The sequence below is a fragment of the Comamonas sp. Tr-654 genome (assembly GCF_011752915.1).
Taxonomy (GTDB): Bacteria; Pseudomonadota; Gammaproteobacteria; order Burkholderiales; family Burkholderiaceae_C; genus Comamonas.
On sequence record NZ_VWWQ01000002.1, the window covers coordinates 810,353 to 836,479 of the forward strand.

21 protein-coding genes are annotated in these 26,127 nt (G+C 64.6%); 8 read left to right on the top strand and 13 right to left on the bottom strand.

The window, feature by feature from the left end; genetic code table 11:
* Nucleotides 1-204 precede the first annotated feature (204 nt).
* Nucleotides 205-1,434, top strand: coding sequence for a radical SAM family heme chaperone HemW (hemW, locus tag F3J24_RS09390; protein ID WP_167005083.1), 1,230 nt, complete (start codon nt 205-207; stop codon nt 1,432-1,434).
* 15 nt (nt 1,435-1,449) lie between these two features.
* On the opposite strand, the gene F3J24_RS09395 is transcribed toward hemW, so the two are convergent.
* The 5 genes from F3J24_RS09395 to F3J24_RS09415 form a co-directional block, all read right to left on the bottom strand.
* Nucleotides 1,450-1,797, bottom strand: a complete 348-nt coding sequence (locus tag F3J24_RS09395) for an I78 family peptidase inhibitor (protein WP_230630486.1) — start codon at nt 1,795-1,797, stop codon at nt 1,450-1,452.
* A 162-nt stretch (nt 1,798-1,959) separates the two neighbouring features.
* Entirely contained in the window at nt 1,960-3,309 is a 1,350-nt protein-coding gene (locus tag F3J24_RS09400; RefSeq protein WP_167005086.1) for an SPOR domain-containing protein, read from the bottom strand.
* Nucleotides 3,310-3,405: 96 nt separating this feature from the next.
* Nucleotides 3,406-4,719: a fumarylacetoacetase gene (fahA, locus tag F3J24_RS09405; protein WP_167005089.1), complete on the bottom strand. Its 1,314-nt coding sequence runs from the start codon at nt 4,717-4,719 to the stop codon at nt 3,406-3,408.
* Between the two features lie 196 nt (nt 4,720-4,915).
* Complete coding sequence (locus F3J24_RS09410) at nt 4,916-5,737, bottom strand: 3-hydroxybutyrate dehydrogenase (RefSeq protein ID WP_167005092.1); 822 nt, start codon at nt 5,735-5,737, stop codon at nt 4,916-4,918.
* Nucleotides 5,734-6,468, bottom strand: coding sequence for a GntR family transcriptional regulator (locus F3J24_RS09415; RefSeq protein ID WP_167005095.1), 735 nt, complete (start codon nt 6,466-6,468; stop codon nt 5,734-5,736). Before F3J24_RS09415 ends, F3J24_RS09410 begins: the two co-directional genes overlap by 4 nt.
* A 270-nt stretch (nt 6,469-6,738) precedes the next feature.
* On the opposite strand from F3J24_RS09415, the gene F3J24_RS09420 reads away from it, so the two are divergent.
* The gene (locus tag F3J24_RS09420; protein ID WP_167005098.1) at nt 6,739-8,970 is read left to right on the top strand and encodes a hypothetical protein; all 2,232 of its coding nucleotides are present in this window, start codon (nt 6,739-6,741) and stop codon (nt 8,968-8,970) included.
* A 199-nt stretch (nt 8,971-9,169) separates the two neighbouring features.
* Nucleotides 9,170-9,469: a hypothetical protein gene (locus tag F3J24_RS09425; protein ID WP_003062668.1), complete on the top strand. Its 300-nt coding sequence runs from the start codon at nt 9,170-9,172 to the stop codon at nt 9,467-9,469.
* Nucleotides 9,470-9,594: 125 nt separating this feature from the next.
* Here the strand turns inward: F3J24_RS09425 and F3J24_RS09430 are convergent, their stop codons facing one another.
* Entirely contained in the window at nt 9,595-10,644 is a 1,050-nt protein-coding gene (locus tag F3J24_RS09430; protein WP_167005101.1) for a DNA/RNA non-specific endonuclease, read from the bottom strand.
* A gap of 118 nt (nt 10,645-10,762) precedes the next feature.
* Entirely contained in the window at nt 10,763-11,575 is an 813-nt protein-coding gene (locus F3J24_RS09435; RefSeq protein ID WP_167005313.1) for an AraC family transcriptional regulator, read from the bottom strand.
* Between the two features lie 57 nt (nt 11,576-11,632).
* On the opposite strand from F3J24_RS09435, the gene F3J24_RS09440 reads away from it, so the two are divergent.
* Nucleotides 11,633-12,361, top strand: coding sequence for an aspartate/glutamate racemase family protein (locus F3J24_RS09440; RefSeq protein WP_167005104.1), 729 nt, complete (start codon nt 11,633-11,635; stop codon nt 12,359-12,361).
* A gap of 11 nt (nt 12,362-12,372) precedes the next feature.
* Here the strand turns inward: F3J24_RS09440 and F3J24_RS09445 are convergent, their stop codons facing one another.
* The 4 genes from F3J24_RS09445 to F3J24_RS09460 form a co-directional block, all read right to left on the bottom strand.
* Nucleotides 12,373-13,446 (bottom strand): XdhC family protein, encoded by a 1,074-nt coding sequence (locus F3J24_RS09445; protein ID WP_167005107.1) that lies wholly within the window; start codon nt 13,444-13,446, stop codon nt 12,373-12,375.
* A gap of 168 nt (nt 13,447-13,614) precedes the next feature.
* Complete coding sequence (locus F3J24_RS09450) at nt 13,615-14,910, bottom strand: cytochrome c (protein WP_167005110.1); 1,296 nt, start codon at nt 14,908-14,910, stop codon at nt 13,615-13,617.
* Between the two features lie 23 nt (nt 14,911-14,933).
* On the bottom strand, nt 14,934-17,228 hold the full coding sequence (locus tag F3J24_RS09455; RefSeq protein WP_167005112.1) for a xanthine dehydrogenase family protein molybdopterin-binding subunit: 2,295 nt from the start codon (nt 17,226-17,228) through the stop codon (nt 14,934-14,936).
* A gap of 2 nt (nt 17,229-17,230) precedes the next feature.
* Nucleotides 17,231-17,839: a (2Fe-2S)-binding protein gene (locus tag F3J24_RS09460; RefSeq protein WP_167005115.1), complete on the bottom strand. Its 609-nt coding sequence runs from the start codon at nt 17,837-17,839 to the stop codon at nt 17,231-17,233.
* A 467-nt stretch (nt 17,840-18,306) separates the two neighbouring features.
* Here F3J24_RS09460 and F3J24_RS09465 point away from each other — a divergent pair, with 467 nt between their 5' ends.
* Complete coding sequence (locus tag F3J24_RS09465) at nt 18,307-18,786, top strand: VOC family protein (protein WP_167005116.1); 480 nt, start codon at nt 18,307-18,309, stop codon at nt 18,784-18,786.
* Between the two features lie 313 nt (nt 18,787-19,099).
* The gene (locus F3J24_RS09470; RefSeq protein ID WP_167005118.1) at nt 19,100-20,158 is read left to right on the top strand and encodes a 3-keto-5-aminohexanoate cleavage protein; all 1,059 of its coding nucleotides are present in this window, start codon (nt 19,100-19,102) and stop codon (nt 20,156-20,158) included.
* 432 nt (nt 20,159-20,590) lie between these two features.
* Here F3J24_RS09470 and F3J24_RS09475 read toward each other — a convergent pair whose 3' ends face one another.
* A complete protein-coding gene (locus tag F3J24_RS09475; RefSeq protein ID WP_167005121.1) occupies nt 20,591-21,433 on the bottom strand; it encodes a TauD/TfdA family dioxygenase in 843 nt (280 codons plus the stop codon).
* Between the two features lie 349 nt (nt 21,434-21,782).
* On the opposite strand from F3J24_RS09475, the gene F3J24_RS09480 reads away from it, so the two are divergent.
* Complete coding sequence (locus F3J24_RS09480; RefSeq protein WP_167005123.1) at nt 21,783-22,799, top strand: AraC family transcriptional regulator; 1,017 nt, start codon at nt 21,783-21,785, stop codon at nt 22,797-22,799.
* A 73-nt stretch (nt 22,800-22,872) separates the two neighbouring features.
* Here F3J24_RS09480 and F3J24_RS09485 read toward each other — a convergent pair whose 3' ends face one another.
* The gene (locus F3J24_RS09485; protein ID WP_167005125.1) at nt 22,873-23,790 is read right to left on the bottom strand and encodes a LysR family transcriptional regulator; all 918 of its coding nucleotides are present in this window, start codon (nt 23,788-23,790) and stop codon (nt 22,873-22,875) included.
* 112 nt (nt 23,791-23,902) lie between these two features.
* On the opposite strand from F3J24_RS09485, the gene F3J24_RS09490 reads away from it, so the two are divergent.
* The gene (locus tag F3J24_RS09490; protein WP_167005127.1) at nt 23,903-26,020 is read left to right on the top strand and encodes a 3-hydroxyacyl-CoA dehydrogenase NAD-binding domain-containing protein; all 2,118 of its coding nucleotides are present in this window, start codon (nt 23,903-23,905) and stop codon (nt 26,018-26,020) included.
* The last annotated feature ends 107 nt before the right edge of the window (nt 26,021-26,127 follow it).

Consider the following 26,127-nt stretch of genomic DNA (forward strand, 5'->3'; position numbering starts at 1 on the left):
CGGCGGTCTTTGACCGCACTCCCCCTGAGGCGCTCCGCGCCTTTCCCCTAGCCGGGCGCCCCTTTCTCTGCGCGCTATGGAAGGGGGACGACAGCCTCGCTGCGGGGCGGCGGAGCCGCCTAGGCCCTTGCTTGCTGTCCCCTGGTTGGGGTGTGCTAGTTTTAGCGGCGTCGGTTTTGTTTGCGCTAGAAAAGCATATTTCCCATGATCCCCATTCAGCCTCAAACAGAGACTGCCGAAGCTGCGGTGCAGCGCGACATTCAGCACTACATGCGTCCCGGCACGCTGCAGCTGGGCAGCCTGCCACCGCTGTCGCTGTATGTGCATCTGCCCTGGTGTCTCAAGAAATGCCCGTATTGCGACTTCAACTCGCATGCCTGGGCCAAGGGGGCTGCACTGCCCGAGGACCGCTATATCGATGCCCTGATGGCCGATCTGGAGAGTGCACTGCCGCTGATCTGGGGGCGCACGGTGCACAGCGTCTTCATGGGCGGGGGCACGCCCAGCCTGTTCTCGCCCGAGTCCATAGACAAGCTGATTGCCGGTCTGCGTGCGCGTCTGCGCATGGAGCCCGATTGCGAGATCACGATGGAGGCCAACCCCGGCACCTTCGAGAAGGACCGCTTCAAGGCTTTCCGGGCGGCCGGTGTGAACCGCCTGTCCATAGGGGTGCAGAGCTTTGACGACCGCTATCTGCAGGCCGTGGGGCGCGTGCACGATGCGGCGCAGGCCCAGGCGGCGGTGCGCGAGGCGGCCGACAATTTCGAGACCTTCAATATCGACCTGATGTATGCGCTGCCTGGCCAGAGCCTTGCCGATCTGCAGCGCGATGTGGACACCGCGCTGGCGTTTGCGCCGCCGCATCTGTCGATCTATCACCTGACTATCGAGCCCAACACCTATTTCGCCAAATACCCGCCCCTGGTGCCCGAGGACGATACGGCCTATGAGATGCTGGACCTGATCACGGCCAGCACCCAGGGAGCCGGCATGCAGCGCTACGAAGTCTCGGCCTATGCCAAGGAAGGCCATCAGTGCTTTCACAACAGCAACTACTGGCAGTTCGGCGACTATCTGGGCATTGGCGCGGGTGCACACAGCAAGCTGAGCTTTGCCCATCGCATCGTGCGCCAGGTGCGTTTCCGCGATCCGGCCCGCTATATGGACATGGCGCTGGCCGGCACGCCGCTGGCACAGGACAATGAGGTCAAGCGCGCAGAGCTGCCGTTCGAATACATGCTCAACGCGTTGCGCCTGCGCGGCGGTTTTGCGCTGCAGGAGTTCATGGAGCGCACGGGCCTGCCTATGTCAGCCATCGCCAAGGGACTGGATCAGGCGCAGGCCAAGGGCCTGATCACCCGCGATTTGGGTCGTGTGGTGCCGACCGAACGTGGCTTCGACTTTCTCAGCGACCTGCAGGAAATGTTCCTGTAGGTCCGGCAAAGAGATTCAGCCGCAGCGCAGCGCGGTGATCTTGCCCGCGTCATTGGTGATGACGTTCAGGCGCTCCTGGTTGTAGTCCATGGTGGCAGGCTGACCTTCGCGCAGCACGCGCAGCAGGTAAGAGCCGGACTTCTGGCGAATAGTCTCCAGTGTCGACGCCACGGTGTTGTGGCCCAGGTAGATCTGTACCGGCTCGGCATGGCATACCTGCAGCTGGCGTGCAGGCGGCGCGCGCGTGCCATCGGTGGCTGTGCCATTGCTGGCGCAGCCGGCCATCAGCAAGGCCGCAGTGGCACCGGTCAGGCCCAGCAAGGCGCGGGTGGAAATTGGCAAAGTAGTGGTTCTATGCTTCATGCCCCACACCATAGCGTCCCCAGGTGCCCGCGCCTGCCAGACCAGACCCCGATATGCAAGCGGGTGCAACAAGTTGTTTGGCGAAATTGATAGCTTTAAGCGCAATACCATCAAGTGATTGACGGTGTTTTTGCATCAATTCCTGGTGTGCTTGCGTCTGGCCTATGGCTTGTGGGTTCCGTCCGCACTCTGAAAGATGCCGGCCTCGATATTCGCTGCCTGCAGCTTGCGCGCGGCCTTTTCGGCGCGCTTGCGGCTTTCGAAGGGGCCGCTGCGTACCCGGATGACTTCGCCCTTGTTACTGCTCATCTTCTGCGTCAGTGCGGGCAACTTGGACTGGTTCAGCTGGGCCACAATTTTCTCGGCATTGCGGGCCTCCGAGTAGACGCCCAGATTCAGATAGAACTTGCCTGGAACCAGATCCGTGCCGGCTTGCGGCGCCGCTTTTGACGCTGCCTTTGACGACTCTTTTACGGGCTGCTCTTTGGTCTCTCCAGCAGGCTTGGCGGCGGGCTTGTCAGCCGGTGGTGTCGGCGGTTTTCCGCTGGGCTCGGCCTGAGCTGCCGTCTTGTCTGGCACCGGAGCAGGGGCTTGGGGCGGCGCTTTGCCGGCGCTGGCGCCCGTCTCGGCTGTTGCGGCGGGCGCGGGCTCTGGCGGACGGGTCTCGGTTTGGGTGGCAGCGGCGGCGGCAGCTGCCTGGACCGGGCTTGCCATGGGGCGAGGGGCGGTGGTGCTGGCGGCGCTGTCGGCAGCGGGCCTGGTGATGGCTGCAGGTTCCGCGCTTGGCTGCGGCGCCGGATTTTCGGCGGGCAGCAGCGCCAGGCCTGCGCCTGCGGCTGCGGCCACAGGCAGGGCCAGAACCAGCATGGCGGCAGTCCTGTTGCGCGGCGCGGAAGCCTGCTCCTGCAGGTTGGCATGGGCTGCGGCCATGTTGGGCGCGTCCGTGATCGCCTGCAGCGTCTGGGCCTTGATCTTGCGCCAGTACCAGCCATTGCCCAGCAGGCCGGGCACGGCCACGGCGACCAGCCACAGGGCAATGCCCAGGCCCAGAGCCATGGCCTCGGGCAGGGCAGGACGCAGGCCGAACCACCAGATCAGCGCGGCTGCCGTGACGGCTGCGAGGTATTTGGCAGCCTCGCGCCACAGGCCATGCAGGCTGCACCATGCCAGGGTCAGCAAGGCGGCCGCCATATTCCAGCTGGGCAGGCTGCGGTCCAGGGCGTCAAAGCGCTTGAACTGGGCCAGGTAGAAGTCGCGCGAGCGCGGGTTCAGACGGCTGGCATAGAGCTGAGGCAGCAGACCGCTGTCCTCCTCTTCGGGCGCAGCGGTCTGCCCGGCCTCGTGCTGCAGGCTGTGCTGCATGGAATAGGCCGCTGCTGCAAAGGCGCCGGCAATGGAGGCAGGCAGGGGGCTGGCGTCCGAGCGCAGAGGCTGGTCCAGCACAGGTTCCTGGCGCAGGTTGCGACCAGTGGGGGCGAGTGCAGGAGTAGGGGTGTCCGAAGCGGAAGGCATGGCTGCAATTGTGTCATGGCGTTACGAACAGGCCGAGGGCAGATTCACAACAAAAAACCGGCGCCAGGCCGGTTCTTTGCGGGATGGCCAAGGCGCTCAGGCCTGATGCGCGGGCAGCACGGTGGCGCGGCATTCGCCAAAGCCGATGCGCGCAGCACCGGGCTTTTCGCACCAGCCGGTAAAGACCACGGCGTCGCCGTCGAGCAGGAAGGTGCGGGTTTCGCCGTTGCTCAGGCTCAAGGGCTTTTTGCCGCCTTCGGTGATTTCCAGCAGGGCGCCGGCTTGGTCCATGGTGGGGCCGGACAGCGTGCCCGTGCCCAGCAGGTCGCCGGGCTGCAGATCGCAGCCGTTGACGGTGTGGTGGGCAATCAGCTGGGCCATGGTCCAGTAGGCGTGGCGGTAGCTGGTCCGGGTGATCTGCTCGGCGGCCTTGCCGTCGGCGCGCATCTTCTCGGTCTGGATGGCGACCGTGAGCTGCACATCGAGCGCTCCGCGCTGCGAGTTGGCTTCGGAGCTGAGGTAGGGTAGGGGCTGCGGGTCGTCGGACGGGCGCACGAACGCTGTGCGATAGGGCTCCAGTGCTTCCAGCGTCACGATCCAGGGCGAGATGCTGGTGGCGAAGTTCTTGGAGAGAAACGGGCCCAGCGGCTGGTATTCCCAGGCCTGCACATCGCGGGCCGACCAGTCGTTGAGCAGGCACAGGCCGAAGATATGTCGGTCGGCATCCTTGATGTCGACAGCCTCGCCCCAGGCATTGGCCGTGCCTGCGTAAATGCCCATCTCCAGCTCATAGTCGAGGCGGTTGCAGGGCTTGAGCACGGGGTCTGCATCGGGTGCCTTGAGCTGGCCATTGGGGCGCTTGAAATCCACGCCCGAGATGCGGATGCTGGAGGCGCGACCGTGGTAGCCGATGGGCACCCACTTGTAGTTTTCCATCAGCGGGTTGGTGGGGCGAAACAGCTTGCCCACATTGGTGGCGTGATGCACGGAGGTGTAGAAGTCCGTGTAGTCGCCGACCTGGGCGGGTACGCTGTACTCCACATCGGCCTGGGGCACGAGGCAGGCTTTGAGTGCTGCCTCTTCGGCAGCGCCGGCGCGCAGGGCGCGCGACAGGGCCAGGCGCAGGGCCGACCATGCCGCAGGGCCCATGGCCATCAGGCTGTTGAGCTGGCCCTGAGCCGCTGCTTCGACCTGGGCCTGCACATCGGCGCCCAGTGCCTTGGCATCGCGAACAGCTGCCATATCCAGCACTTGATCGCCAATCGCCACGCCGCCGCGGAAGTCTTCGCTGCTGCTCTTGCGGCGAAAGACGGCAAACGGCAGGTTCTGGATGGGAAAGTCGCTGCTGCCGGTGTTGGCGCTGGCGACCCAGCTTTGCAGGCCGGCGTCGTGGGTTTCGTTCAATGCCATGTTCATCTCCTTGGAACGATTTGAATCAAACACGATTTACGCAAAACGGGTTCAGGCAAGACGACTGCCTCAGGAGGCGGGACGATGATGCATTCCTGCTTGCGTAAGTCCTACTAAACAGGCTGTAGCGCTTGTCTGCCCAGCGCCATCAGCCGTGAATGGGTGACCGATAGATGGAGTCTTGCCGGTGCCGCACTCAAGCGGCGGTGAAGCCCCCGTCCATATTCCACTGTGCGCCGCGTACCTGGGCGGCGTTGTCGCTGGCCAGAAAGCCGACCAGGGCCGCTACCTGCTCCACCGTCACAAAGGCCTGCGAGGGTTGCTTGGCGCCCAGCAGCCTGGCACGGGCTGCCGTCTCGTCCAGCTGCTCGCGCTGCGCCAGGGCATCGATCTGGGCCTGGACCAGCGGCGTCAGCACCCAGCCGGGGCAGATGGCGTTGCAGGTCACGGGCGTGGTGGCCAGCTCCAGTGCCACGGATTTGGTCAGGCCCAGCAGGCCGTGCTTGCTGGCCACATAGGCGGGCTTGTGGGCCACGCCGACCAGGCCGCTGACGGAGGCCATATTGATGATGCGCCCCCAGCCGCGCTCCAGCATGGCCGGCGTGCAGGCCTGTATCGTGTGAAACGGTGCGCTCAGGTTGACGGCCAGCATGGTGTTCCATCGGTCTGGCGGAAAGCTGAGCACGGATTCCACATGCTGCATGCCGGCGTTGTTGACCAGAATGTCCACTGCGCCCAGCTCGGCGGCGATACGCCGGGCCAGCGGGGCAATGGCTTGGCCGTCGCTCAGATCCTGCGGGTAATAGCGGGCGGCCACGCCCAGTGCCTGCAGCTCGACCAGCTGGGCATCGGTGCTGGCAGACGCCTGGGCGCTGCCATGCAGGGCAATGGCGGCGCCTTCGCCGGCCAGCTGTCTGGCAACGGCCCAGCCTATGCCGCTGGTGGAGCCGGTGATCCAGGCCACACGACCAGCATGGGGTTTGGACAGAGGCGGGTTCAGGGGCAGGACGGCGGTCATTTGAGCAAGTCCATTTCCATGTGCACGTATTCGCTGATGAAGCGCACCTTGGCCCAGTAGACGACCATGCCCTGGGGGTTGCGGGCCCAGCGCAGTGCCTGCATCAGCGGCGTGCCCAGCGGCACGCCCAGGTGCTCGGCAATCAGTTCGTCGGCCGGCGCCACGCTCAGGTACTGGCGCGCAGCAGCGATCTGCGCGGGGTCGTTGCCCAGCGCCTGCGCCAGTGTGGCGCGCTCCAGCTGCTCCTGCAGCTTGGGATAGAGGTTCTGCTCCAGGTACAGCTCGGACAGGCAAAAGCGGGCCTCGCCATGTCTGTGCACGCGCAGAAAATAGGTGTAGGCCGAGGCCAGTTCGCCAGGGCTGGGAAAGCCGGCCGGAATCGGCGGCACACAGTCATTGGCCTGCTGCAGGGTGGTCTGCTGAATCTGCTCGCCAAAAGCCACAAGTTCCCGCCAGCTGGTGGGCAGCAGAAAGGACGGCGGCTTGCAGGGCTGGCTCACCACCCTGGTGCCGCCGCGCTTGCGGGTCTCCAGCAGGCCTTCGTCAACCAGTGCATGCACGGCCATGCGCACCGTGGTGCGTGAGACGCTGTGCAGCGCCTCCAGCTCTTCGACCGTGGGAATGCTGTGTCCGACCGACCATTCGCCGGTCGCGATCTTGTTGCGGAACAGCCGTGCCAGCTGCAGGTGCAGCTTGTCGCGGGATTGGGAAGCGGTGGACACAGCAGTCATGGGCGCGGATTTGACGGGGCCAGTGTAGCAAATAAAGTATCTAAATAAATACTTTATTAAGAAGGGCAAGCAGGCGCCCGCAATGGACCAATGAGAATGAGACCTGCAGCGCACCTGGCAGTGCGCAGCGCAAGAGTTCACAAATGTCACCATTCTGAGGGTGCAAATGACTTTTAAACTCCAAGCTTTTGATAGCGGACAGTGCAAGCAGCCATTGGTTGCAATGCGCTTTGATTGGGGGAGATCCCCCGACAGGGAGTTGGTAGTTTCATGCACAAGCAGTACGAGTGGCAGTTTTTCCGCGCCGGCGAGGTGGACCAGGTGGTCATTCGCACGGGCCAGGACATTGCCCATATTGGTGAGCTGGATCAAAAGCTGTGGGTGGCCCTGGCCTGTCCCACACGCGGCATCGAGTTCGACAGCGCGACGCTGGATCTGATCGACGAGAGCAAGGACGGCCGCATCCGTCCCCCCGAGCTGGTGGCCGCCTGTGAATGGGCCGTGGCCAGAGTGCGTGACCCGCAGGTGCTGGCCGATGGCGGCGATGTGCTGCAGCTGGGCAGCATCAACGATGCGACGCCAGAAGGCGCGTTGCTGCTGGCCGAAGCCAGGCGCGTGCTGGAACTCGCGGGCCTGCCCGATGCCGCAGCCATCACGCTGGCCCAGGTGCAGGAGCGCATGGCCTCGCTGCAGGCCCTGCGCTTCAATGGCGACGGCATCGTCAGTGCGGCCACGGCCGAAGGCGACGAGGCTCTGGCCGCTCTGATTGCGCGCATTCAGGAGCGTTACGGTGCCGTGGACGGCAGCGATGGCGTTCCCGGCATTGATCGCAGCAAGGCCGAGGCCTTCTGGGAGGACGTGCAAGCCCTGCAGACCTGGTTTGCCCAGGCGGCCGAGCTGGGCTGTCATTTGCAGCCGCGTGCACTGGCACTGGCGGCGGCCGAGGCCGTGAACGCCGTGCAGGCGAAGGTCGACGACTTTTTTGCGCGCACGCGACTGGTGGAGTTCGATGCCAATGCACGGGCACCGCTCAACCCCACGGAAGAAGGCTATGCCGCTCTGGGAGCGCAAGTGCTCAGCAATGCCTCGGAATCTCTGGCGGCGCTGCCGCTGGCCGCCGTCACCGGCGAGCGCAGCCTGCCGCTGGTGCATGGCGTCAACCCGGCCTGGGCAGCGGCTCTGCAGACCCTGCGCGAGCAGGCCGTGCAGCCCGTGTTCGGCGAGGCCCTGAGCGCGCTGACCGAAGACCAGTGGGAGCAGCTCAAGACCATGCTGTCCAACTGCCAGCAATGGCTGGCCGAGTGCCCGGCCACGCCACTGGGCTCGATCGCCGAGGCCGAGGTTCAGCAGCTGCTGGCCAGCGGCCTGAAGGACGCGCTGATGCAGCTGCTGGACCAGGACGATGCCGAGAAGGAGCATGCCCTGCAGGCCATGGCCCTGGAAAAGCTGATCCGGCTGCAGCGCGATCTGCTGCCTTTGCTCAACAACTTTGTCTCCTTCTCCAGCTTCTATCGCCGCGAAGGCGCGGCCTTCCAGGCCGGAACCTTGTTCCTGGACGGCCGCAGCTGCGATCTGACCGTGGAGGTGGCCGATGCTGCTGCCCACTCGGTGCTGGCCGCCATGGCGAAAACCTATCTGGCCTATTGCGAGTGCAAGCGCGAGGGGCAGAAGAAAATCATCGTTGCGGCCTTCACGGCAGGCGATGTGGATTTCCTGTTCGTGGGGCGCAACGGCGTGTTCTACGACCGTGCGGGCCAGGACTGGGATGCGACCATCGTCAAGCTCATCGACAACCCGACCAGCATCGGCCAGGCCTTCTTCTCGCCCTACAAGAAGTTCCTGCGCATGATCGAGGAGCAGGTCGCCAAGCATGCAGCGGCCAAGAACGATGTGGTGAACACCAGCCTCGGCGACAACGCGAGCAAGCTGGTGACGGCGCCCAAGGAGCTGACTGCAGCGCCGGCTGCCGCAGCACCGGCTGCCGCCGCCACGCGCAAGACCGATGTGGGCACGGTGGCTGCCATCGGCGTGGCGCTGGGTTCGCTGAGTGCCGTGATCGTCGGCATCTTCGGCAAGTTCATCGAGCTGGGGCCATGGATTCCCATGGCGATTCTGGGCATCATCCTGGCCATCTCGGGGCCGAGCATGCTGATTGCCTGGCTCAAGCTGCGTCAGCGCAGCCTGGGACCGATTCTGGATGCCAGCGGCTGGGCCATCAATGGCCGCATGAACATCAATCTGGGCCTGGGCCGCAGCCTGTCGCAGACGGCCAAGGTGCCAGCCAACGCCAAGCGCAACTTTGCCGACCCCTATGCCGACAGCCATGGCCTGCGCAACAGCCTGTGCCTGCTGGCGCTGCTGGCCCTTGCCGTGCTGCTGTCCTGGCGCATGCACTGGCTGGACGCCGTGCTGCCCGCCAGCTGGCAGCATGTCCCGGCGGCGGCCAGCGCGCCAGCGGTCACCGCACCGGCAGCGGCCGCAGCAGAGTCCGCTGTCAGGTAAGCCAGAGGCGTGCGCCATCTGCAGAGGCTGGCGGCAGGCCCATCGCTTTGCTGCACCACCCAATACCGCTTGCATGGGGGCGGTATTGGGGGCTGGAGCCGGAATCTGTCCTAGAGTGCTGTTCTGTACTCACCGAAGCATCTTGGATGTGCATGCATTCAAGGTGCTTTTTCATTGCATTTGATGACAGGAGCAAGCCATGGGACGTGCCATCCATTCCGCACATGAACTTCTCGCCACCAATGAGCGTGAGCTCTACGATCTCTCCCAGTCCGATACGGCCCTGGTCAGGCTGAGCCCGGCCCAGCGCCGCCTGCAGCTGCAGCGTGCCCGCGCCATGCGTGATCGGGCGCGTGCGCTGTACCGCCGGCAGGTCGGCCATACGCTGCACCACACGGCCACCAAGCGTGGCTTCACGGGCATGGCCAATGAGCGCACCCGCCAGAAGGCCCAGGTGCTGTCCGAGGTGGTGCGCCGGCTGGCGGGTGAGCCGGCCTGAGTTCCCCGCAATCTCTGTGGAGTTTTGTAGCTATTGAAAAGTGAGCTTATTGCGCTCGTCATTCATGGATTTCAATATCAAATTCCGTTGAAACCATTGAATGACTTGCGTAGTCAGCTCATTTTTTATGCCTGGGGCAGATGCACGGCAGACAGCAGCGGCATGCCGGTGCGGCGCGTGAACTCCTCGTAGCTGATGGGCGGGCCCATGCGGGTGTCGGCGCTGTTGGCCTGCCAGTACACCCAGCTCTTGCCGGTGCTGGCGTCATAGACCAGCTTGAAGAGGTGGTCGGGCACCGCCACCTTGCTATCACCGATGGTGGCGGCGTTCTTGTTGAAGACAGGGCCGGTGAAGACAAAGACATCACCCCGGGCGCGCAGCGCATATTTGCGCGTGGCCTGTTCCACCTGGCTCCAGGCGCCCGCGTTGTGCACCTGGTTCTGCGGCACCATGTTCGCGAGGCTGAAGCTCTGGGCCATGGCCTCGGGCGTGCTCATGTCGGCCGCCGGGGCCATGTGGCCGCGCGAGAAGCCGGAGCGCTTGTAGTCGTCCAGCTCGGAGCGCTCGGCGCGCGGCAGGCGGGCGTCGGCATAGAACTTGTCGCTGCGCTGCAAGCCCTGGGCCTGCTGCAGCACCTGGCGATTCAGGCGCTCGGCGACGAATACCGGGGTCTTGGTGCTGCCGTTGTGCAGCACGGCAAAACCCGAAAAGCACAGCTCGCGTTCGCGGGGGTGAAGCTGCAGGGCCGGAGCCTTGCCGCCGGGGAAGAACTGGGGGCAGCGGGCAAAGTGTGTGGGCAAGGCCGTGGCCGTGACATCGGCCTTGTCCACCTTGCCGCCCACGCTGGGCGTGTGGGCGCCGGAGCCGGAACCGGAACCGGAACCGGAACCGGAACGCAGACCATCCAGATCCGGCCAGCCGTTCTTGCGAAAGGCCTGCAGGGTCTGGCCGAGCGCATCGAGTGCGGGGATATGCAGGGCTGACAGCGCCTGGCCCAGCAGTTTCTCGGCGGAGACGCTGGGGTTGAAGCTGCAGCTGGCAATCTGGAAGCTGGCCAGTGCTGCAGCGCCCGCAGACAGGGCAAAGCGCCTGATGCGTGAAAAGCTGTAGCCGGCAGTCCTGGAAGCGGTGCCGCGCTTGCGCGCAGGCGTTTTCTTTTTCTTGGCGGTCGTCATTGAGGCGGCAATGGTACGCCGCCTGAATGCTGCTTGAGGCGTGATGCGGGCCGCCGGCCGAACTTTGTGTGTCCGGCAATGAAACCGTATGTGAACTGTCGGTCAAGAGGCCTGCGATTCAGGGGCAGCCTGCGTGCTTCAGGCCATGATGCTGCCGGTATTGTCCCGGCGTCAGACCCAGGTGCTTGCGAAACAGCTGGCCCATATGCGACTGGTGGTTGAAGCCGCATTCCAGCGCGATCTGCGTGAGGGGCAGTTCGGCGTCCTGCATCATGGCGCGCGCAGCCTGCAGCCGGGTCTCCGTGATCCAGGCATGCGGCGTCATGCCTATGAGCCGTGTGAACTCACGCAGAAAGCGCAAGGGGCTGGTGCCCACCATGGCGGACAGGTCGGCAATGCTCAGCGGCCGCTCGAACTCGGCGGCAATGCGGTCCAGCACGCGCGCATAGCTGGTGCCGGTGCCGGTGCCGGGGCGGGCGTCGGCCTTGCTGGCGCTACCCTCCTGACAGGCCATGAACCGTAGCGCCGTCTGCTCGATGGCCAGGGCGTCGGGCTGGGGGCTGAGCAGCAGCCGGCGCAGATGCAGTGCCATCTGCAAGGCCGAGCGCTGGCCATGTTGCGAGATGCGTCGCGACGGCCCGGGAGCGTCAGCCTCATGGGCGGCATAGCGCAGCACCAGATATTCGCCGCCGGTGGCCGATTCGGAAAATACCTCCACTCCCGGCGGCGTATAGCTCAGAGTGCCGGGCCAGGTATCGAAGTCCTCGCGCCTGTCGGAGGCAATGGCATGCACGCCTTGCTGTCTTTGCAGCGCAATGCCCAGCGCATGCATGCGCACCGGGTCGCGGCTGCTGTAGGCGGAGCGCCCGAGCAAATGGATCTGCACGGATGGCTTATCGGTTGCCGAAGGCTGAATCAGATGGGTCTTCATGGCGGGCTGAAATTTCATGATAGACGATGGCGGTCGGCCGGCCTCACACTGCTGCTCATGAATCAAGACCTGCAAACAAGCACCGGGCCGCATCGCGTCATAGGCCTGATCGGCGGCATGAGCTGGGAGTCCAGCGCCGAGTACTACCGCCTGATCAACCAGGGTGTCCGGGAGCGTCTGGGTGCGTTGCGCTCGGCCAGGCTGCTGATGTACAGCGTGGACTTCGGCCCTGTCGAACAGGCCCAGCATGAAGGCCGCTGGAACGACGCGGCGGGGCTGTTGGCCGATGCTGCCCGGCGCCTGCAAGCCGGGGGCGCCGACTGCGTGCTGCTTTGCACCAACACCATGCACAAGGTGGCGGATCAGGTGGCGGCAGCCGTGTCGATTCCGTTTGTGCACATAGCCGACCCGGTCGGGGCAGCCGCGCGCGCAGCCGGTGTGCAGGTGCTGGGACTGCTGGGTACGCGCTTCACCATGGAGCAGCCGTTCATGCGCGAGAGGCTGGAGCAGCAGTTCGGCCTGAAGGTGCTGGTGCCAGGCGAGGCCGAGCGCACGCAGGTGCATCGCATCATCTATGAGGAGCTTTGCGCGGGGCAGATCAGCGATGTGTCGCGCAAGCTCTATCAGCGAGCCATCGAGTCATTGGCGGCCCGCGGGGCCCAGGCCGTGGTGCTGGGATGCACGGAGATCGGCTTGCTCATCAAGCCCGCAGACAGCGTGCTGCCGGTGCTGGACACCACGGCCTTGCACGCGGCAGCGGCCGTGGATTTTGCGCTGCAGGCCTGAGCTTACGGAGATCAGTGCGCCGAGCCTGGCTGGAGGATTTCCGGAATGGCGCAATGCGTGCTGGCCTCGTTCATGGCGATGTCATGCTCGTGCTTGGCCACTTCCACCGACATGGCCTGCGGCAGCGGCACGGCGTTCTTCACGGCCAGAATCTCGGCCATCACGCTCACCGCGATTTCTGCCGGAGTCTTGCTGCCGATATAGAGGCCGATGGGGCCGCGCAGCTTGGCCAGCGAAGCTTCGGTCTCGCCGAAGTGCTCCATCATGCGCTCGCGCCTGGAGTGGTTGTTGCGGCGCGAGCCGATGGCGCCGACATAGAAGGCCGGGCTGTGCAGGGCTTCGAGCAGGGCCAGGTCGTCGAGCTTGGGGTCGTGGGTGAGGGCGACGATGCAGCTGCGCGCATCGGGCCTGAAGGCCGTGACCGCATCGTCCGGCATATCGGTGACGGTGTTGACCTGGGGCACCGACCAGCTGCCCATGTATTCCTCGCGCGGGTCGCAGACGGTGACTGTGAAGCCGTTGAACAAGGCCATGGTGGCCAGGTATTCGGCCAGGGCCCCCGCACCAATCAGCAGCATGCGGTAGCCGGGGCCGAGATGGTTGACGAGTTGCTGGCCGTCAAACTCCAGCGCATCGGGGTGCGCGGCTGTCTGCAGGCGGACTTCGCCGCTGCCGCAGTCGACGCTGCGTTTCACCAGTGAGCCGGCTTCCAGCTCGGCCACCAGTTGCTGCAGGCTGGCCGCATCGGGGTTGAATTCCAGCAGCAGCTCCAGCGTGCCGCCGCAGGGCAGGCCGAAGCGGTGGGCCTCGTCGGCGCTCACGCCGTAACGCACCAGTTGCGGCGGGCCGTCCGGAATGCCCAGGTTCTGGTTCAGGGCCTTGGTGTGGCGGGCGATCAAGTCGTCCTCGATGCAGCCGCCGGATACCGAGCCAATGGCACGTCCGTCCTCGCGCAAGGCCATCATGGAGCCCACGGGGCGCGGGGACGAGCCCCAGGTACGCACCACGGTGGCCAGCAAGGCATGCTGGCCGGCCGAGCGCCAGTCACGCAATGCCTTGAGTACCAAGACGTCGATATTGTCCATTGCTTGCTTTCTCTGTTTCTCTCGCTCGCCGCAATTTTGAAGCATCAGGCGGGCACCGGGTAGCGGCGCTACCCGTAAATGATCACCCGCAAAAAGGCCTTCCGAGGCCTGAAGGGCAGGGAAGGCCGGCTTGTGCAGAGCTGTGCAGCGCTTTGGCAGCGCCTGCTGTCAATGCGCCTGGGTCTGCTTGCGCAGCTGGCCTACCTTGGCAGGCAGGTCCTTCCACTCGTCCACGCCGTACTGGGTGCGCATGGTGTTGAGCAGGGTGGCGATCTGTGCATCGCTGAGCGCATGGCGGAAGGCCGGCATGGTGCCCAGGTCGGCATGGGCCGGATGCTGCACGCCTTCGAGCACGGCCATGATGGCATTGTCGGGCGATGCCGAGTGCAGGCTGGTGCTCAGCGCCAGCTGGGGGCGCACGCCGAAGCTGCTGCCCGAGGGGTCCGCCTTGTGGCAGGCCATGCAGGCGCCCTGGTACAGGCGATAGCCTTCGGTGTCTAGTGCCAGCTTGGGCTTGGCGGTCTTCTCTTCGATGAGTGCCTTGGCATCGCCAGGGGCGGCGTCGGCCTTGCGGTAGCTCATCAGATAGGTGGCAATGGCGTCGATGTCGGCATCGCTTTGTTGCGACAGGCCGTGGGCCACGGGAGCCATGGGGCCGGCTGCCACACTGTGGCGAGCCGAGAAGCCGGTCTTCATGTAGTCGACCAGATCCTGCTTGGTCCAGGGCAGGGGCGAGGCCGTCTTGTCCGTCAGAGCGGGGGCATCCCAGCCTTCGGCGCTGCCGCCGGTGAGGTGGAACTCACCCGTCTTCTCGGCGGCCAGGCCGTTGCGCGGTGTGTGGCAGGCGCTGCAGTGACCCAGGCCTTCGACCAGATAGGCACCGCGATTCCACTCGGGAGCCTGCTTTTCATCGTCCTTGACGACGCCGGGCTTGAGGTAGAGCCAGTTCCAGGCAGCAATGCCGCGGCGCACGTTGTAGGGGAAGTTCAGCGCCGTCTTGGGCGGCTGGTTCTCCACGGCGGGCTCGCTCATCAGAAAGGCGTACAAGGCCTTCATGTCCTCATCTGTCACGCGGCTGAAGGCCGTGTAGGGGAAGGCGGGGTAGAGGTACTGGCCTTCGCGGTCCACGCCGTGGCGCATGGCGCGCTCGAAGGCTTCATAGCTCCAGCTGCCGATGCCGGTCTGCAGATCGGGCGTGATGTTGCTGGTGTAGATGGTGCCGAAGGGGCTGGGCATGGCCAGACCGCCTGCATTGGTCTTGCCGTTGGCTGCCGTGTGGCAGACGGCGCAGTCGCCCATGGCGGCCAGCAGCTTGCCCTTGGCAATCTGCTGGGGCGTGAAGTCGGCAGCGGGAATGGCTGACTGGGGCGCAATCTCGCCCTGATGGGTGAGAGCCAGGCCGGCGGCAGCCAGCACGACCACTACAGCCGCACCGCCCGCCAGAATCTTTTGGAACGTTCGCATATCTATGTTCTTTATCGGTGGAGTCACTTGGACGAGGCGGCGCCGCTCTTGGCGGCCTTGAGCGCGGCCAGCACGCGGCTGGGCGTGAACGGCACTTCCAGCAGGCGCACGCCGGTGGCGTCGAAGATGGCGTTGGCCACGGCGGCGGCGCTGGGCACGGACGCCGATTCGCCGGCGCCCATGGGGGCCTCGTTGGGGCGCTCGACCAGCAGCGAGTCGATCTCGGGCAGCTCGTCAAAGCGCAGGATGGGGTAGCCGCCCCATTCCACGGAGGTGACGCCGCTCTTGTCGAAGGTGACGAACTCCTTGAGCACGCGGCTGGTGGACTGCACCACATTGCCGTGCACCTGATGACGCACGCCTGCGGGGTTGACCATGGCGCCGGTGTCCTGGGCGACAAAGACCTTGTCGACCTTGACTGCGCCGGTTTCGCGGTCCACGGTCACGTCGACCACCCAGGTCGCCCAGGCTGCACCGTAGCCGGGGAACTTGCTGTGGAAGTAGCGGGCGTAGGCAAAGCCGCGACCCTTGACCAGACGTTGATCGTCAGCTGCCGCATTGCGACGCGCCGGGCCTTCCTGCCAGTTGCACTGCTTCTTGGCTTCGGCAATCAGCGCCACGGCACGCGGGTCCTTGAGGTAGCGCAGACGGTATTCGATGGGGTCGGCCTTGGCCAGGTAGGCGCATTCGTCGATCCAGGACTCATGGGCGAACACATTGGGCAAGGCGGAGACGCCGCGCATCCAGGAGGCGCGCACGATGGGCACGGCGTCCTGGGAGATCACGCGCATCTTGGGATACTCGTACTGCGGGATGGCCGTGCGGTCGCCCATTTGCTGAGCCTCGATCTTGGCGGACACCTTGCCCGTGAGGATCAGGGCCAGTGCCGTGGCGTTGTTCGAGGGGTAGCAGGTGCGCAGCTCGTAGGCGGCGACATTGTTCTGCTCGTCCAGGCCGCCGCGCACGCGAATCAGCTGGCCCGTGCCCTTGGGCTCCCAGCCGGCTTCCTGCTCGCGCATCAGCTGCACGCGCACGGGCTTGCCCACGGCGGCAGACATCAGCACGGCGTCCGAGCAGACGTCGTCCGCACAGTTGCGGCCGTAGCAGCCGGAGGCTTCGAGGCGGGTGACGTTGATGTTGTCGGCATTCACGTCCATGAGCTTGGCAATGTCCTTGCACACGTCGTGAGGGTTCTGCGAGCCGGTCCAGACCTGGATCTGGCCGTTGCCCACTTCGGCAATCGCGCAGGACGGGCCGATGGAGCCATGAGCGTGATAGGGCCAGACATAGTCGCGGGTCAGCGCAGTCTTGACCTGCTCGACGGCCTGCAGCGCACCTTCGTCTTCCTGCAGCACGCGGTCGGTCTTGGCGTGGTCCACCAGGGTCTGGTGCAGGCCGCTCAGCGACATATCGGGCAGGCCGTTCCATTCCTTCCAGGTGACCTTGAGCTGGCGCATGGCAGCGATGGCCTGCTCTTCACGCTCGGCCACCACGCCCACGAAGTCGCCCTTGACCATGACCTTGACGATGCCGGGCAGATGGGCGATGGACTTCTCGTCCACCGACACCAGGCTGGAACCCAGCGGAGCCGTGGCATCGGCGCCGGTGTAGGGAGGACGGATCACGCGGCCGTGCAGCATGCCGGGCACGCGCAGGTCGTGGATATAGGTCAGCGCGCCCAGCACCTTGTTGGGAATGTCCACGCGCTGCACCGATTTGCCGATGTACTCGAAGCCGGACTTGCGCAGCTCAATCTTGTCGTCGACCTCGATCTGCAGATCCTGGCCCTGAACCAGTTCGCCATAGCCGTAGCGCTTGCCGCCGGCGATGACAAAGCCTTTCTGGGTGGTGATGCGGTCAGCGGGAACACCGGACTTTTCGCTGGCCAGCTTGATCAGCAGCTGGCGCACCTGCGCTGCGGCATGGCGCATGGGCAGGGACGATACCTGGATGGTGTTGCTGGCAATGGTGGGGCCCAGATCCGGGGTGCGGGCGGTGTGGCCCAGCACCATGGTCACGGCGGCAAAGTCCACATACAGCTCGTCGGCCACCAGCTGGCCCAGAGCCGTGCGCACGCCCGTGCCCAGGTCCACGTGGCCGTTGTAGGCCGTGACGGAGCCGTCGGCGCCGATTGCGATGAAGCTGTCCACCAGCTTGGCCGAAGGAATGGGGAAAGCGCCCTTGGCAGCCGCTTCGGGGGCGGTCTGGGCCATCAGCAGATGGCCGCCTGCCACGGAGCCGACCATCAGCATGCCGCCGGCCTTGAGCAGCTGGCGACGGGTCAGTTGAGCGTGATTGTCTTTGGTGAAGAATTTCATGATCAGGCAGCCTTTGCGGTAGTGGATGCGCCGGCGGCGGGGAGGGCCGGGCTGTGGCCCTTGGCAATCAGCTCGCGGGCGCGGGCGGCGGCCTGCATGATTTCCACATGGGTGCCGCAGCGGCACAGATGGCCGGACAGTGCGTGCCTGATTTCTTCGTCGCTGGCCTTGGGCTGCTGGTTGAACAGGGCGACCAGCGCCATGATCATTCCGTTGGTGCAGTAGCCGCACTGCGCAGCCTGTGCATCGACAAAAGCTTGCTGCACCACATGCAGGGTGTAGGTGCGCGGGGTGGCAGGCGCCTTTGTCTCGGTGGCGCTGACATCCAGCACGGCGCGGTCCTGCAGGGCCTGCGTGTTGGCGGCCTTGCTGGCGTCAGGCGACAGGCCTTCCAGCGTGGTGACTTTCTTGCCGTCGACGGCCTTCAGGGGCACGGAGCAGGAGCGCGCAACCTTGCCGTCGATCAGCACGGCGCAGGCACCGCACTCGCCCAGGCCGCAGCCGAACTTGGGGCCGTTGAGCTGCATGTCATTGCGCAGCACATACAAAAGAGGTGTGTCGGCAGTGGCGCTTTGCGCATCCACTTCCTGGCCGTTCAGAGTGAATTTCATGACGTAGGTTTCAAGAGTCAGTCTTATATATGTGTAGTCAATTATATGACTAGACAAAAATAAAGATGCATGGCTTGATATAAAGCAGATTCGATTGCTCTGGTGTGCGCTAGCTAGGGGGTAAGCAGACCGGTGCCGAGCGGCGGCTTCAGTGTTCGGAGCTGCGGCCCCGGGGCCAGGCAGGGCGCGCGTGGTTCCGCATGCGGCCCCGAGTGCACGGGAAACCGTCCGGGCCGCAGCCGTGGCGAGAGCCGGACTGCCAGGCTGTTTGGCAAGGGATGACCCTGCGCCTTCCGATATGGGGATTGAAGCGTTGGGGAAATGCGGCTTCAATGCACAGACGCCGAAAGCCGCCGGTGCATCGACGCATCGACGCATCGACGCATCGGCGCACCGGTGCCTCGATAGAGGGGTCCGCGGTCTGCGAGTCTGCAGACATTCATCAGTCCCTGTTCAGGAGAGCCAAGATGGTCAGCAAAAACACGATTTGTCTCTGGTACGAAAGCGAGGCCCTGGAAGCCGCCAGGTTCTACGCCCAGACTTTTCCCGACAGCGCCGTGGGCGCGGTCCACCATGCACCGGGCGACTATCCGTCCGGCAAGCAGGGCGATGTGTTGACGGTCGAATTCACGGTCATGGGCATCCCCTGCCTGGGCCTGAACGGCGGCCCTGTCTTCAAGCACAACGAGGCGTTTTCGTTTCAGGTCGCGACGGACGATCAGGAGGAAACGGACCGGCTGTGGAATGCCATCGTCGGCAACGGCGGCCAGGAAAGCCAGTGCGGCTGGTGCAAGGACCGCTGGGGGCTGTCTTGGCAGATCACGCCGCGCGTGCTGACCACGGCCATTGCCGACCCGGACCGCGCTGCGGCCAAACGGGCTTTTGAAGCCATGATGGAGATGAGGAAGATCGATATCGCCGCCATCGAGGCTGCCTGGCGCGGCTAGGCAGCCGGTGGCAATAGCAAGGCCGGGCAGGGCGGGACCTTTCATCCTCGCAGCCCAGTTGAGTCGCGCCTGACCGGTGCAAGGGCGCATCGGGGCGCCCGCATACGCTGGCGCACTTTGCCAAGACTCGAACGTCTTAGGGCAAACGCTTTGCAGACAGCTCTCCTACAGTGAAATTGCTTTCAATTTCGACGATTCGGTACCTGCCGGCCGGTGTTGCCCATGTCTTCTGAATGCCCGGCGGCATTGCACAGGGTGGGCAAGCCGCGCCCGTGGCTGTGCGTCGAAGCCTGCATTCACTTGGAGACATGTCATGAACTTTCTCGACGGCCATCTATTCCCTGAAAACCAGCAACCCCTGATCATCACGGCGGCGCCCTATGCCCCGGGCTGGCTGCCTTCGGACTTCCCTGAAGACATCCCCGTCAGCATGGAGGCGCAGATCCAGAAAGCCGTCGACTGCTATAACGCGGGCGCCACGGTGCTGCACCTGCATGTGCGCGAGCTGGACGGCAAGGGCAGCAAGCGCCTGTCCAAGTTCAACGAACTGATTGCCGGCGTGCGCAAGGCCGTGCCCGAGATGATCATCCAGGTCGGTGGCTCCATCAGCTTTGCCCCCGAGGATGAAGGTCAGGCGGCCAAATGGCTCTCCGACGACACCCGCCACATGCTGGCCGATCTGGACCCGGTGCCTGATCAGGTCACCGTGACGGTGAACACCTCGCAGATGAACGTGACCGACCAGGCCGAAGACGCGGACTTCGCGGGCACCTCGCGCGCCAATCCCACGCTGTTCAATGCCTACAAGGAAATGACCGTGCCCGCCCAGCCGGGCTGGGTGGAGGAGCATGTGCGCCGCCTGACCAAGGCCGGCATCCAGAGCGCCTTCCAGTGCTACAACCTGAACAGCTTCGAGTCGGTGGAGCGCCTGATGCGCCGCGGCTTCTACATGGGCCCGCTGGTCATGAACTGGGTGGCGATTGCCGGCGGCATGGACACGCCCAGCCTGTACAGCCTGGCCAACTTTGTGCGTGCCGTGCCCGATGGCGCCGTGCTGACCGTGGAAAGCAATGTGCGCAATGTGCTGCCCGTGAACATGTGGGGCATTGCCGCCGGTCTGCATGTGCGCTGCGGCACCGAGGACTGCCTGTGGAACCAGGCGCGCACCGAGAAGGCCAGCACGGTCTCGCAGATCGAGCAGCTGGTGCGCATCTCGCGCGAATTCGGTCGTCCTGTCGCCACCGCCAGGCTGGCGCGCGAGATCAGCAAGATCGGCGTGTTCTACGACAGCGTGGAGGAAAGCCTGGCCGCCAACGGCTTTGCGCCCAACCGGCCCGGCGCCAACCAGGGTTTCCTCAGGAAGACCTCCTGATCCTCCGGAGTCGGCTTTGCCGAATCTGAACCGACATGCGCAAGAGGCCTCCATCTGGAGGCCTTTTTTATGTCGGGATGATGATGGGCAGGTCCGCAAGAATGGCAGCGGCAAGGTCGGGGCAGAGCCTGATGCCGAAGCACGAACGCGCCTGGGCCGGGTCAGGCCCTGTCAACCGGAAAGGGGGCACGGCAGGCGCCACGGCGCGGCCGACTCGAGACAGATCCGGTCCGGGCCCGGCGAGCCGGGCGTTTAGGCTGTTGGAAATGAGGAAAAAATAATAGCTGCCCGCGCTTGTTTTCAAGGCATTTCAGGCAGCTATTTCTTTGCTTTCTAGGGTAAGCAAACGATACCAGCTATTGTTTTTGTACAGCTGTGCGACGGCGCCGGAGGCTGGCATGGCTGGTCAGAAAGGCGGCTCAGATAGCTCGCTCAAAAAGGCTTGTCACCGATGATGGCTGCGCGCTCCATCTTGCGCGCCGCGGGCCAGTAGTCTTGCACGGCGTAATGCTGGGTGCAGCGGTTGTCCCACATGGCGACGCTGCCAGGCTTCCAGCGAAAGCGCACCTGATACTCGGGGATGGCCGCCTGGCTGATCAGGTAGTTCAGCAGCATGCTGGCACCGGGCGTCTTGTCCTGGCCATAGCGCACGTTCTCGGGCGTGTGGTAGTTGGCAAAGTGGGTGGTGAAGCTGCAGACGTAGAGAACCTTCTCGCCGGTTTCGGGGTGGGTACGCACCACGGGATGCTCGACCGGAGGATGCTGGCGGCCCAGCTCCAGGCGCTTGTCTTCGGGCATTACGGCTCCGAAGCCATGCTCGATGCTGGACTTGGCCTTGAGGCCGGCTATCTTGTGCTTGATGTCTTCGGGCAGGTTGCGGTGGGCCTCGGCCATATTGACCCAGATGGTGTCGCCGCCGACGGCCGGGCCTTCGATGCAGCGCAGCACGCAGCCCATGGTCGGGTTCTCGCGCCACTGGCCGTCGCTGTGATAGGTGTTCTCGTAGTTTTCGCGCTTTTCGCTGCGGTAGATCTGCACCAGGCCGGGGTGCTCGGGGTCGCTGCCGGCCACGGGGTGGTCTTCCAGATCGCCGAAGTGGCGGGCAAAGCCCACATGCTCGGCCCGCGTGATGTCCTGATCGCGGAAGAACAGCACCTTGTGCTGCAGCAGCAGGGCGCGGATTTCCTCGGCCAGGCCCCTGTCGCGGGACGCGTCGCCGAGATGGATGTCGGAAACCTCAGCACCGATGCTGCAGGTCAGTTGTTCGACTTTCATGGTCTTCTCCTAAGTTCCCGGCAAGGCCTTGATGCGGGGCGTCGCCGTCTGATGGAAAAATTCTCGGCGCAGCAACAGCACCGGGGCTTGACCGATCGCGTCAGCTTGTTGCCCTCTTGAGTGGGTCAAAGGAAAACCCTAGGCAGGGGCAGAGAGCGTCTTGAGTTGGGGACATCGGCATGCCGGGCGCTTCCAGCGGTCGTGATCTACTGGTATCCATCGATTGACCAGCTATCCCGATATTGATAAATATCAACGTCCGAAATTGCAGGTTGCCCCAGGTCCTGTTTCCCTCCATGAAATCCGGGCCTGTCGCGCAGGACCCGGGTCAACCGTTTTCCAGGTCACGATGAAGCCCCGTATCCGAAGTGTCAGCCTGTGCAAATACGCCAAGGTGGCGAACGAACTCGGCATCGACCCGTTGCGCATGTTCCGCCAGGTGGGGCTGGATCACAGCTGTCTGAGCTCTCCCGATCTCATGGTTCCCGAAGCTGCGTTTGCGCAGTTGCTCGAGGCGTCGTCCGCCCAGGCCGGCCAGGCGTCGCTGGGCCTGCTCATGGGCTCGCATTGGCGTCTGTCCGACTTCGGGCCGATCAGCCTGCTGCTGCAGCATCAGGCCAGCCTCTCCAGCATGCTCAAGACCTTCAAGGACTACGACCACATGATCAGCACCACCGTGGGCACCGAGGTGGTGACCCAGGGGCGCTATTCCATCATTCAGCTGAACCTGGATACCGAGCGCGAGAACCCGGGGCGCCACCCGGTGGAGCTGGGCATCACGGCGCTGATGAGCCTGTGCCGCTATCAGCTGGGCAAGCACTGGAGCCCGGCCAGCATCCACTTCTCGCACAGCGCACCGGGCAGCACCCTGAACCATCGCCGCGTGCTGGGCAGCGAGATCGTGTTCGGCTCGGACTTCGATGGCATCGTGGTGAGCAACGAGGATCTGGAGGCCGTCGATACCGATCACGACAGCCTCATGGAGAGTCACGCCCGCAGCCTGATGGAGAGCCATGCACCGCGCCCCATGGCCCGGTCGCTGGAGCAGCAGGTGCGCAGCACCTTGCAGTCGCTGCTGCCCCACGGGCGCCACAGCATCGCCCATGTGGCCGGCGCGCTTGGATACACAGCCCGCTCGCTGCAGCGGCACCTCGAAACTCAGAACACCAGCTTTCAGGAAACGCTGGACGCCGTGCGCAGCCAGGCCGCGCTGCGTGCGCTGCAGAATCCGCAACTGTCGGTGAGCGAAGCGGCAGCCCAGGCCGGCTTTGCCGAGAACAGCTCGTTCACGCGCTGGTTCAGCAAGCATTTTCAGCAAAGTCCCAGCAGCTGGCGTCAGCAGAATCTGAGCCGCAGGCTGTCCTGAGAACGCAAACACGTTCCAGGACTTCTTTCCGAATGAAGACGCCAGCCTGCGCGCTGGCGTTTAACGTTGCGGCTCAGGGTTGGGGCGTCACGGCCAGCCGGCTGGCTTCGGGCTGGGCCTTGGCCAGCAGAAAATCGATACAGGTGCGCACGGCCTTGGTCTGGTGCCGGTTGGGCAGGTAGAGCAGATACATATGGGTGCCGAAGATGCTCAGCCGGTACTCGTCCAGCGTGCTCAGCACCTCGCCCGTGGCCAGCTTGTCCTGCACCACATAGTCGGGCACCAGGCCCACACCCAGACCGGCCAGGATGCCGTCGCGCAGAAAGGGGAAATGCTCGGAGATCATGGTGGGCTCCAGCATCACTTCGTGGCGCTCGGCACCCAGATAGGCGGCCAGGCGCAATTGCCGCCCCGTGACACCTGCGGTGATCAGCGGGCTGGCGCGCAAGGCATGCAGGGTTCTGGGCAGGCCGTGGGTCTGGGCGTATTCGCGCGAGGCACAGGCCAGGTAGCGGACCGTGCCCATGCTGCGCGCCACCAGGGACAGGGGCGGCTCCTGGATCACGCGCACGATGATGTCCACATCGTCGCGCAGATTGTCGGCCCGGTTCTCGAACAGCACGTCGAGCACGATGCCCGGGTACAGGCGCTTGAACTCGATCAGCCATTCGCTCATCACGATCTGGCCGTAGCCGCTGGGCACGCTGATGCCCACGCGACCCTGCAGGCTCTGGCCCAGCGCCGTGATGGCCTCGCGTGCGGCCAGCATTTCGTTGTGGATGTTGCGCCCGTGCTCATACAGGCGCATACCGATCTCCGTGGGCTCCACGCGGCGCGTGGTGCGCTTGACCAGTTGCACGCCCGCGGCCTTTTCCAGCTGGGTCAGGTGATAGCTCACATTGGCACGCGTCATCTTGAGCTTGCGTGCGGCCTGGCTGAGATTGCCACTATCAATGATTTCGACCAGCAGGGTCAGCGATTGGGAGTCCATGGCGTTTTTGTCTAATTTTCTTTGACAGTCTGTCAATGATTCATGGGATTGTTAGAAAACATTGTCGTTGTAAAAATAAAGCCCATTCCATAAAGAGATTCAGGAGACTCGCATGACCGCCGAAGCCAGCACTTCTGTCGTTGAACTCAAGCAGGACGGTGACGTCCTGCTCGTCAGCGTCAACAATCCGCCCGTCAATGCGCTGGGCGCTGCCGTGCGCCAGGGTCTGATGGCGGCCATGGAGCAGGCCGATGCCAATGCAGCAGTCAAGGCCGTGGTCATCGTGGGTCAGGGCAAGGCGTTCATCGCCGGTGCCGATATCCGCGAATTCGGCAAGCCTCCGGTCCAGCCTTTCCTGCCCGATGTCTGCAACCGTATCGAGGCCTGCAGCAAGCCCGTGGTAGCCGTGATCCATGGCGCGGCACTGGGCGGCGGTCTGGAGATCGCCATGTCGGCGCATTACCGCCTTGCACTGCCTGGCGCGAAGCTGGGTCTGCCCGAAGTCTCTCTGGGTCTGGTGCCCGGTGCCGGTGGCACGCAGCGTGCACCGCGCCTGATGGGCGTGAAGGCCGCAACCGAGCTGATGCTCAGCGGCCAGCAGATCGGCGCCAAAGCCGGACTGGCAGCCGGTCTGGTGGACAAGCTGGACGATGGCGCGGACCCCGTGGCCGCGGGCCTGGCCTATGCGCGTGAGTTGCTGGCCCAGGGCGCGCCGCTGCGTCCCGTCAGCGCCACGCCGGGCCGTCTGGCCGACAAGGCCGCCGCCCAGGCGGAACTCGATGCGCTGCGTGCCGACACCGCCAAGAAGTCGCGCGGTCTGTTCTCGCCGCTGAAGATCATCGATTGCGTGCAGGCCGCGCTGGATCTGCCTTTTGCCGAAGGCCTGAAGTTCGAGCGTGCCCAGTTTCTGGCCTGTATCGACAGCCCGCAGCGTGCCGGCCTGATCCACGCCTTCTTTGCCGAGCGCGAGACGGCCAAGATTCCCGAAGCCCGTGCCGCCCAGCCGCGCGCCTTCAGCAAGATTGCCATCATCGGCGGCGGCACCATGGGCGCGGGCATCACCGTCTCGGCGCTGGATGCCGGCTTGGTCGTGACCATGATCGAGCGCGATGCCGAATCCATTGCACGCGGCCAGGCCAATGTGGAGAAGGTCTACAACGGCCTGATCGCCAAGGGCCGCATGAGCGAGGAGGCTAAGGCCGCCATCATGGCGCGCTATACGCCCTCGACCCACTATGACGATATTGCCGATGTGGATCTGGTGATCGAGGCGGTCTTTGAAGACCTGGAAGTCAAGAAGGCGGTGTTCAAGGAGCTGGACCGCGTCTGCAAGAGCTGCGCCGTGCTGGCCACCAACACCTCGTATCTGGACATCGACGCGATTGCCGCCGTCACCAGCCGCCCGCAGGATGTGATCGGTCTGCACTTCTTCAGCCCGGCCAACATCATGAAGCTGCTGGAGATCGTCGTGCCCGCCAAGGTGGCGCCCGATGTGGTGACCACGGCCTTCGAGCTGGCCAAGAAGATGAAGAAGGTGCCGGTGCGCGCCGGTGTCTGCGACGGCTTTATCGGCAACCGCATTCTGGCCACCTACAAGCAGGCCGCCGACTACCTGATGGAAGACGGTGCCAGCCCCTACGAGATCGACGAAGCCGTGCGCGGCTTCGGCTTCGCCATGGGGCCCTTCCAGGTCACCGACCTGGCCGGCGGCGATATCGGCTGGGCCACGCGCAAGCGCCGAGCCGCCACGCGCGACCCCAAGGCCCGTTATGTGGAGATTGCCGACCGCATCTGTGAAAACGGCTGGTTCGGTCAGAAGACGGGACGCGGCTTTTATCTCTACCCGCAAGGCGCACGCATCGGTCAGCCCGACCCCGAAGTGCTGGCGATTGTGGATGCCGAGCGCGCCAAGAAGGGCGTGACACCGCGCCCGTTCACGGCCGAGGAAATCATGCGCCGCTACATGGCCGCCATGGTCAATGAAGGCGCCAAGGTGGTGGGCGAGGGCATTGCGCTGCGCCCGCTGGATGTGGACGTGACCTTCATCTCCGGCTACGGCTTTCCGCGCCACCGCGGCGGCCCCATGAAATGGGCCGATATGCAGGGCCTTGACAAGGTGCTGGCCGATATCGAAGCCTTTGCCAAGGAAGACGCGCTGTTCTGGAAGCCTGCGCCGCTGCTGCAGAAGCTGGTGGCCGAGGGCAAGAACTTCGAAAGCCTGAATAAGTAACACCCCCTGAGGCGCTCCGCGCCTTCCCCCTCTCTCGCTTCGCGGGAGGGGGACACTGCCCTCGCTGCGGGGCGGCGGGGCCGCCTAGGCCCTTGCTCGGCAGTTCG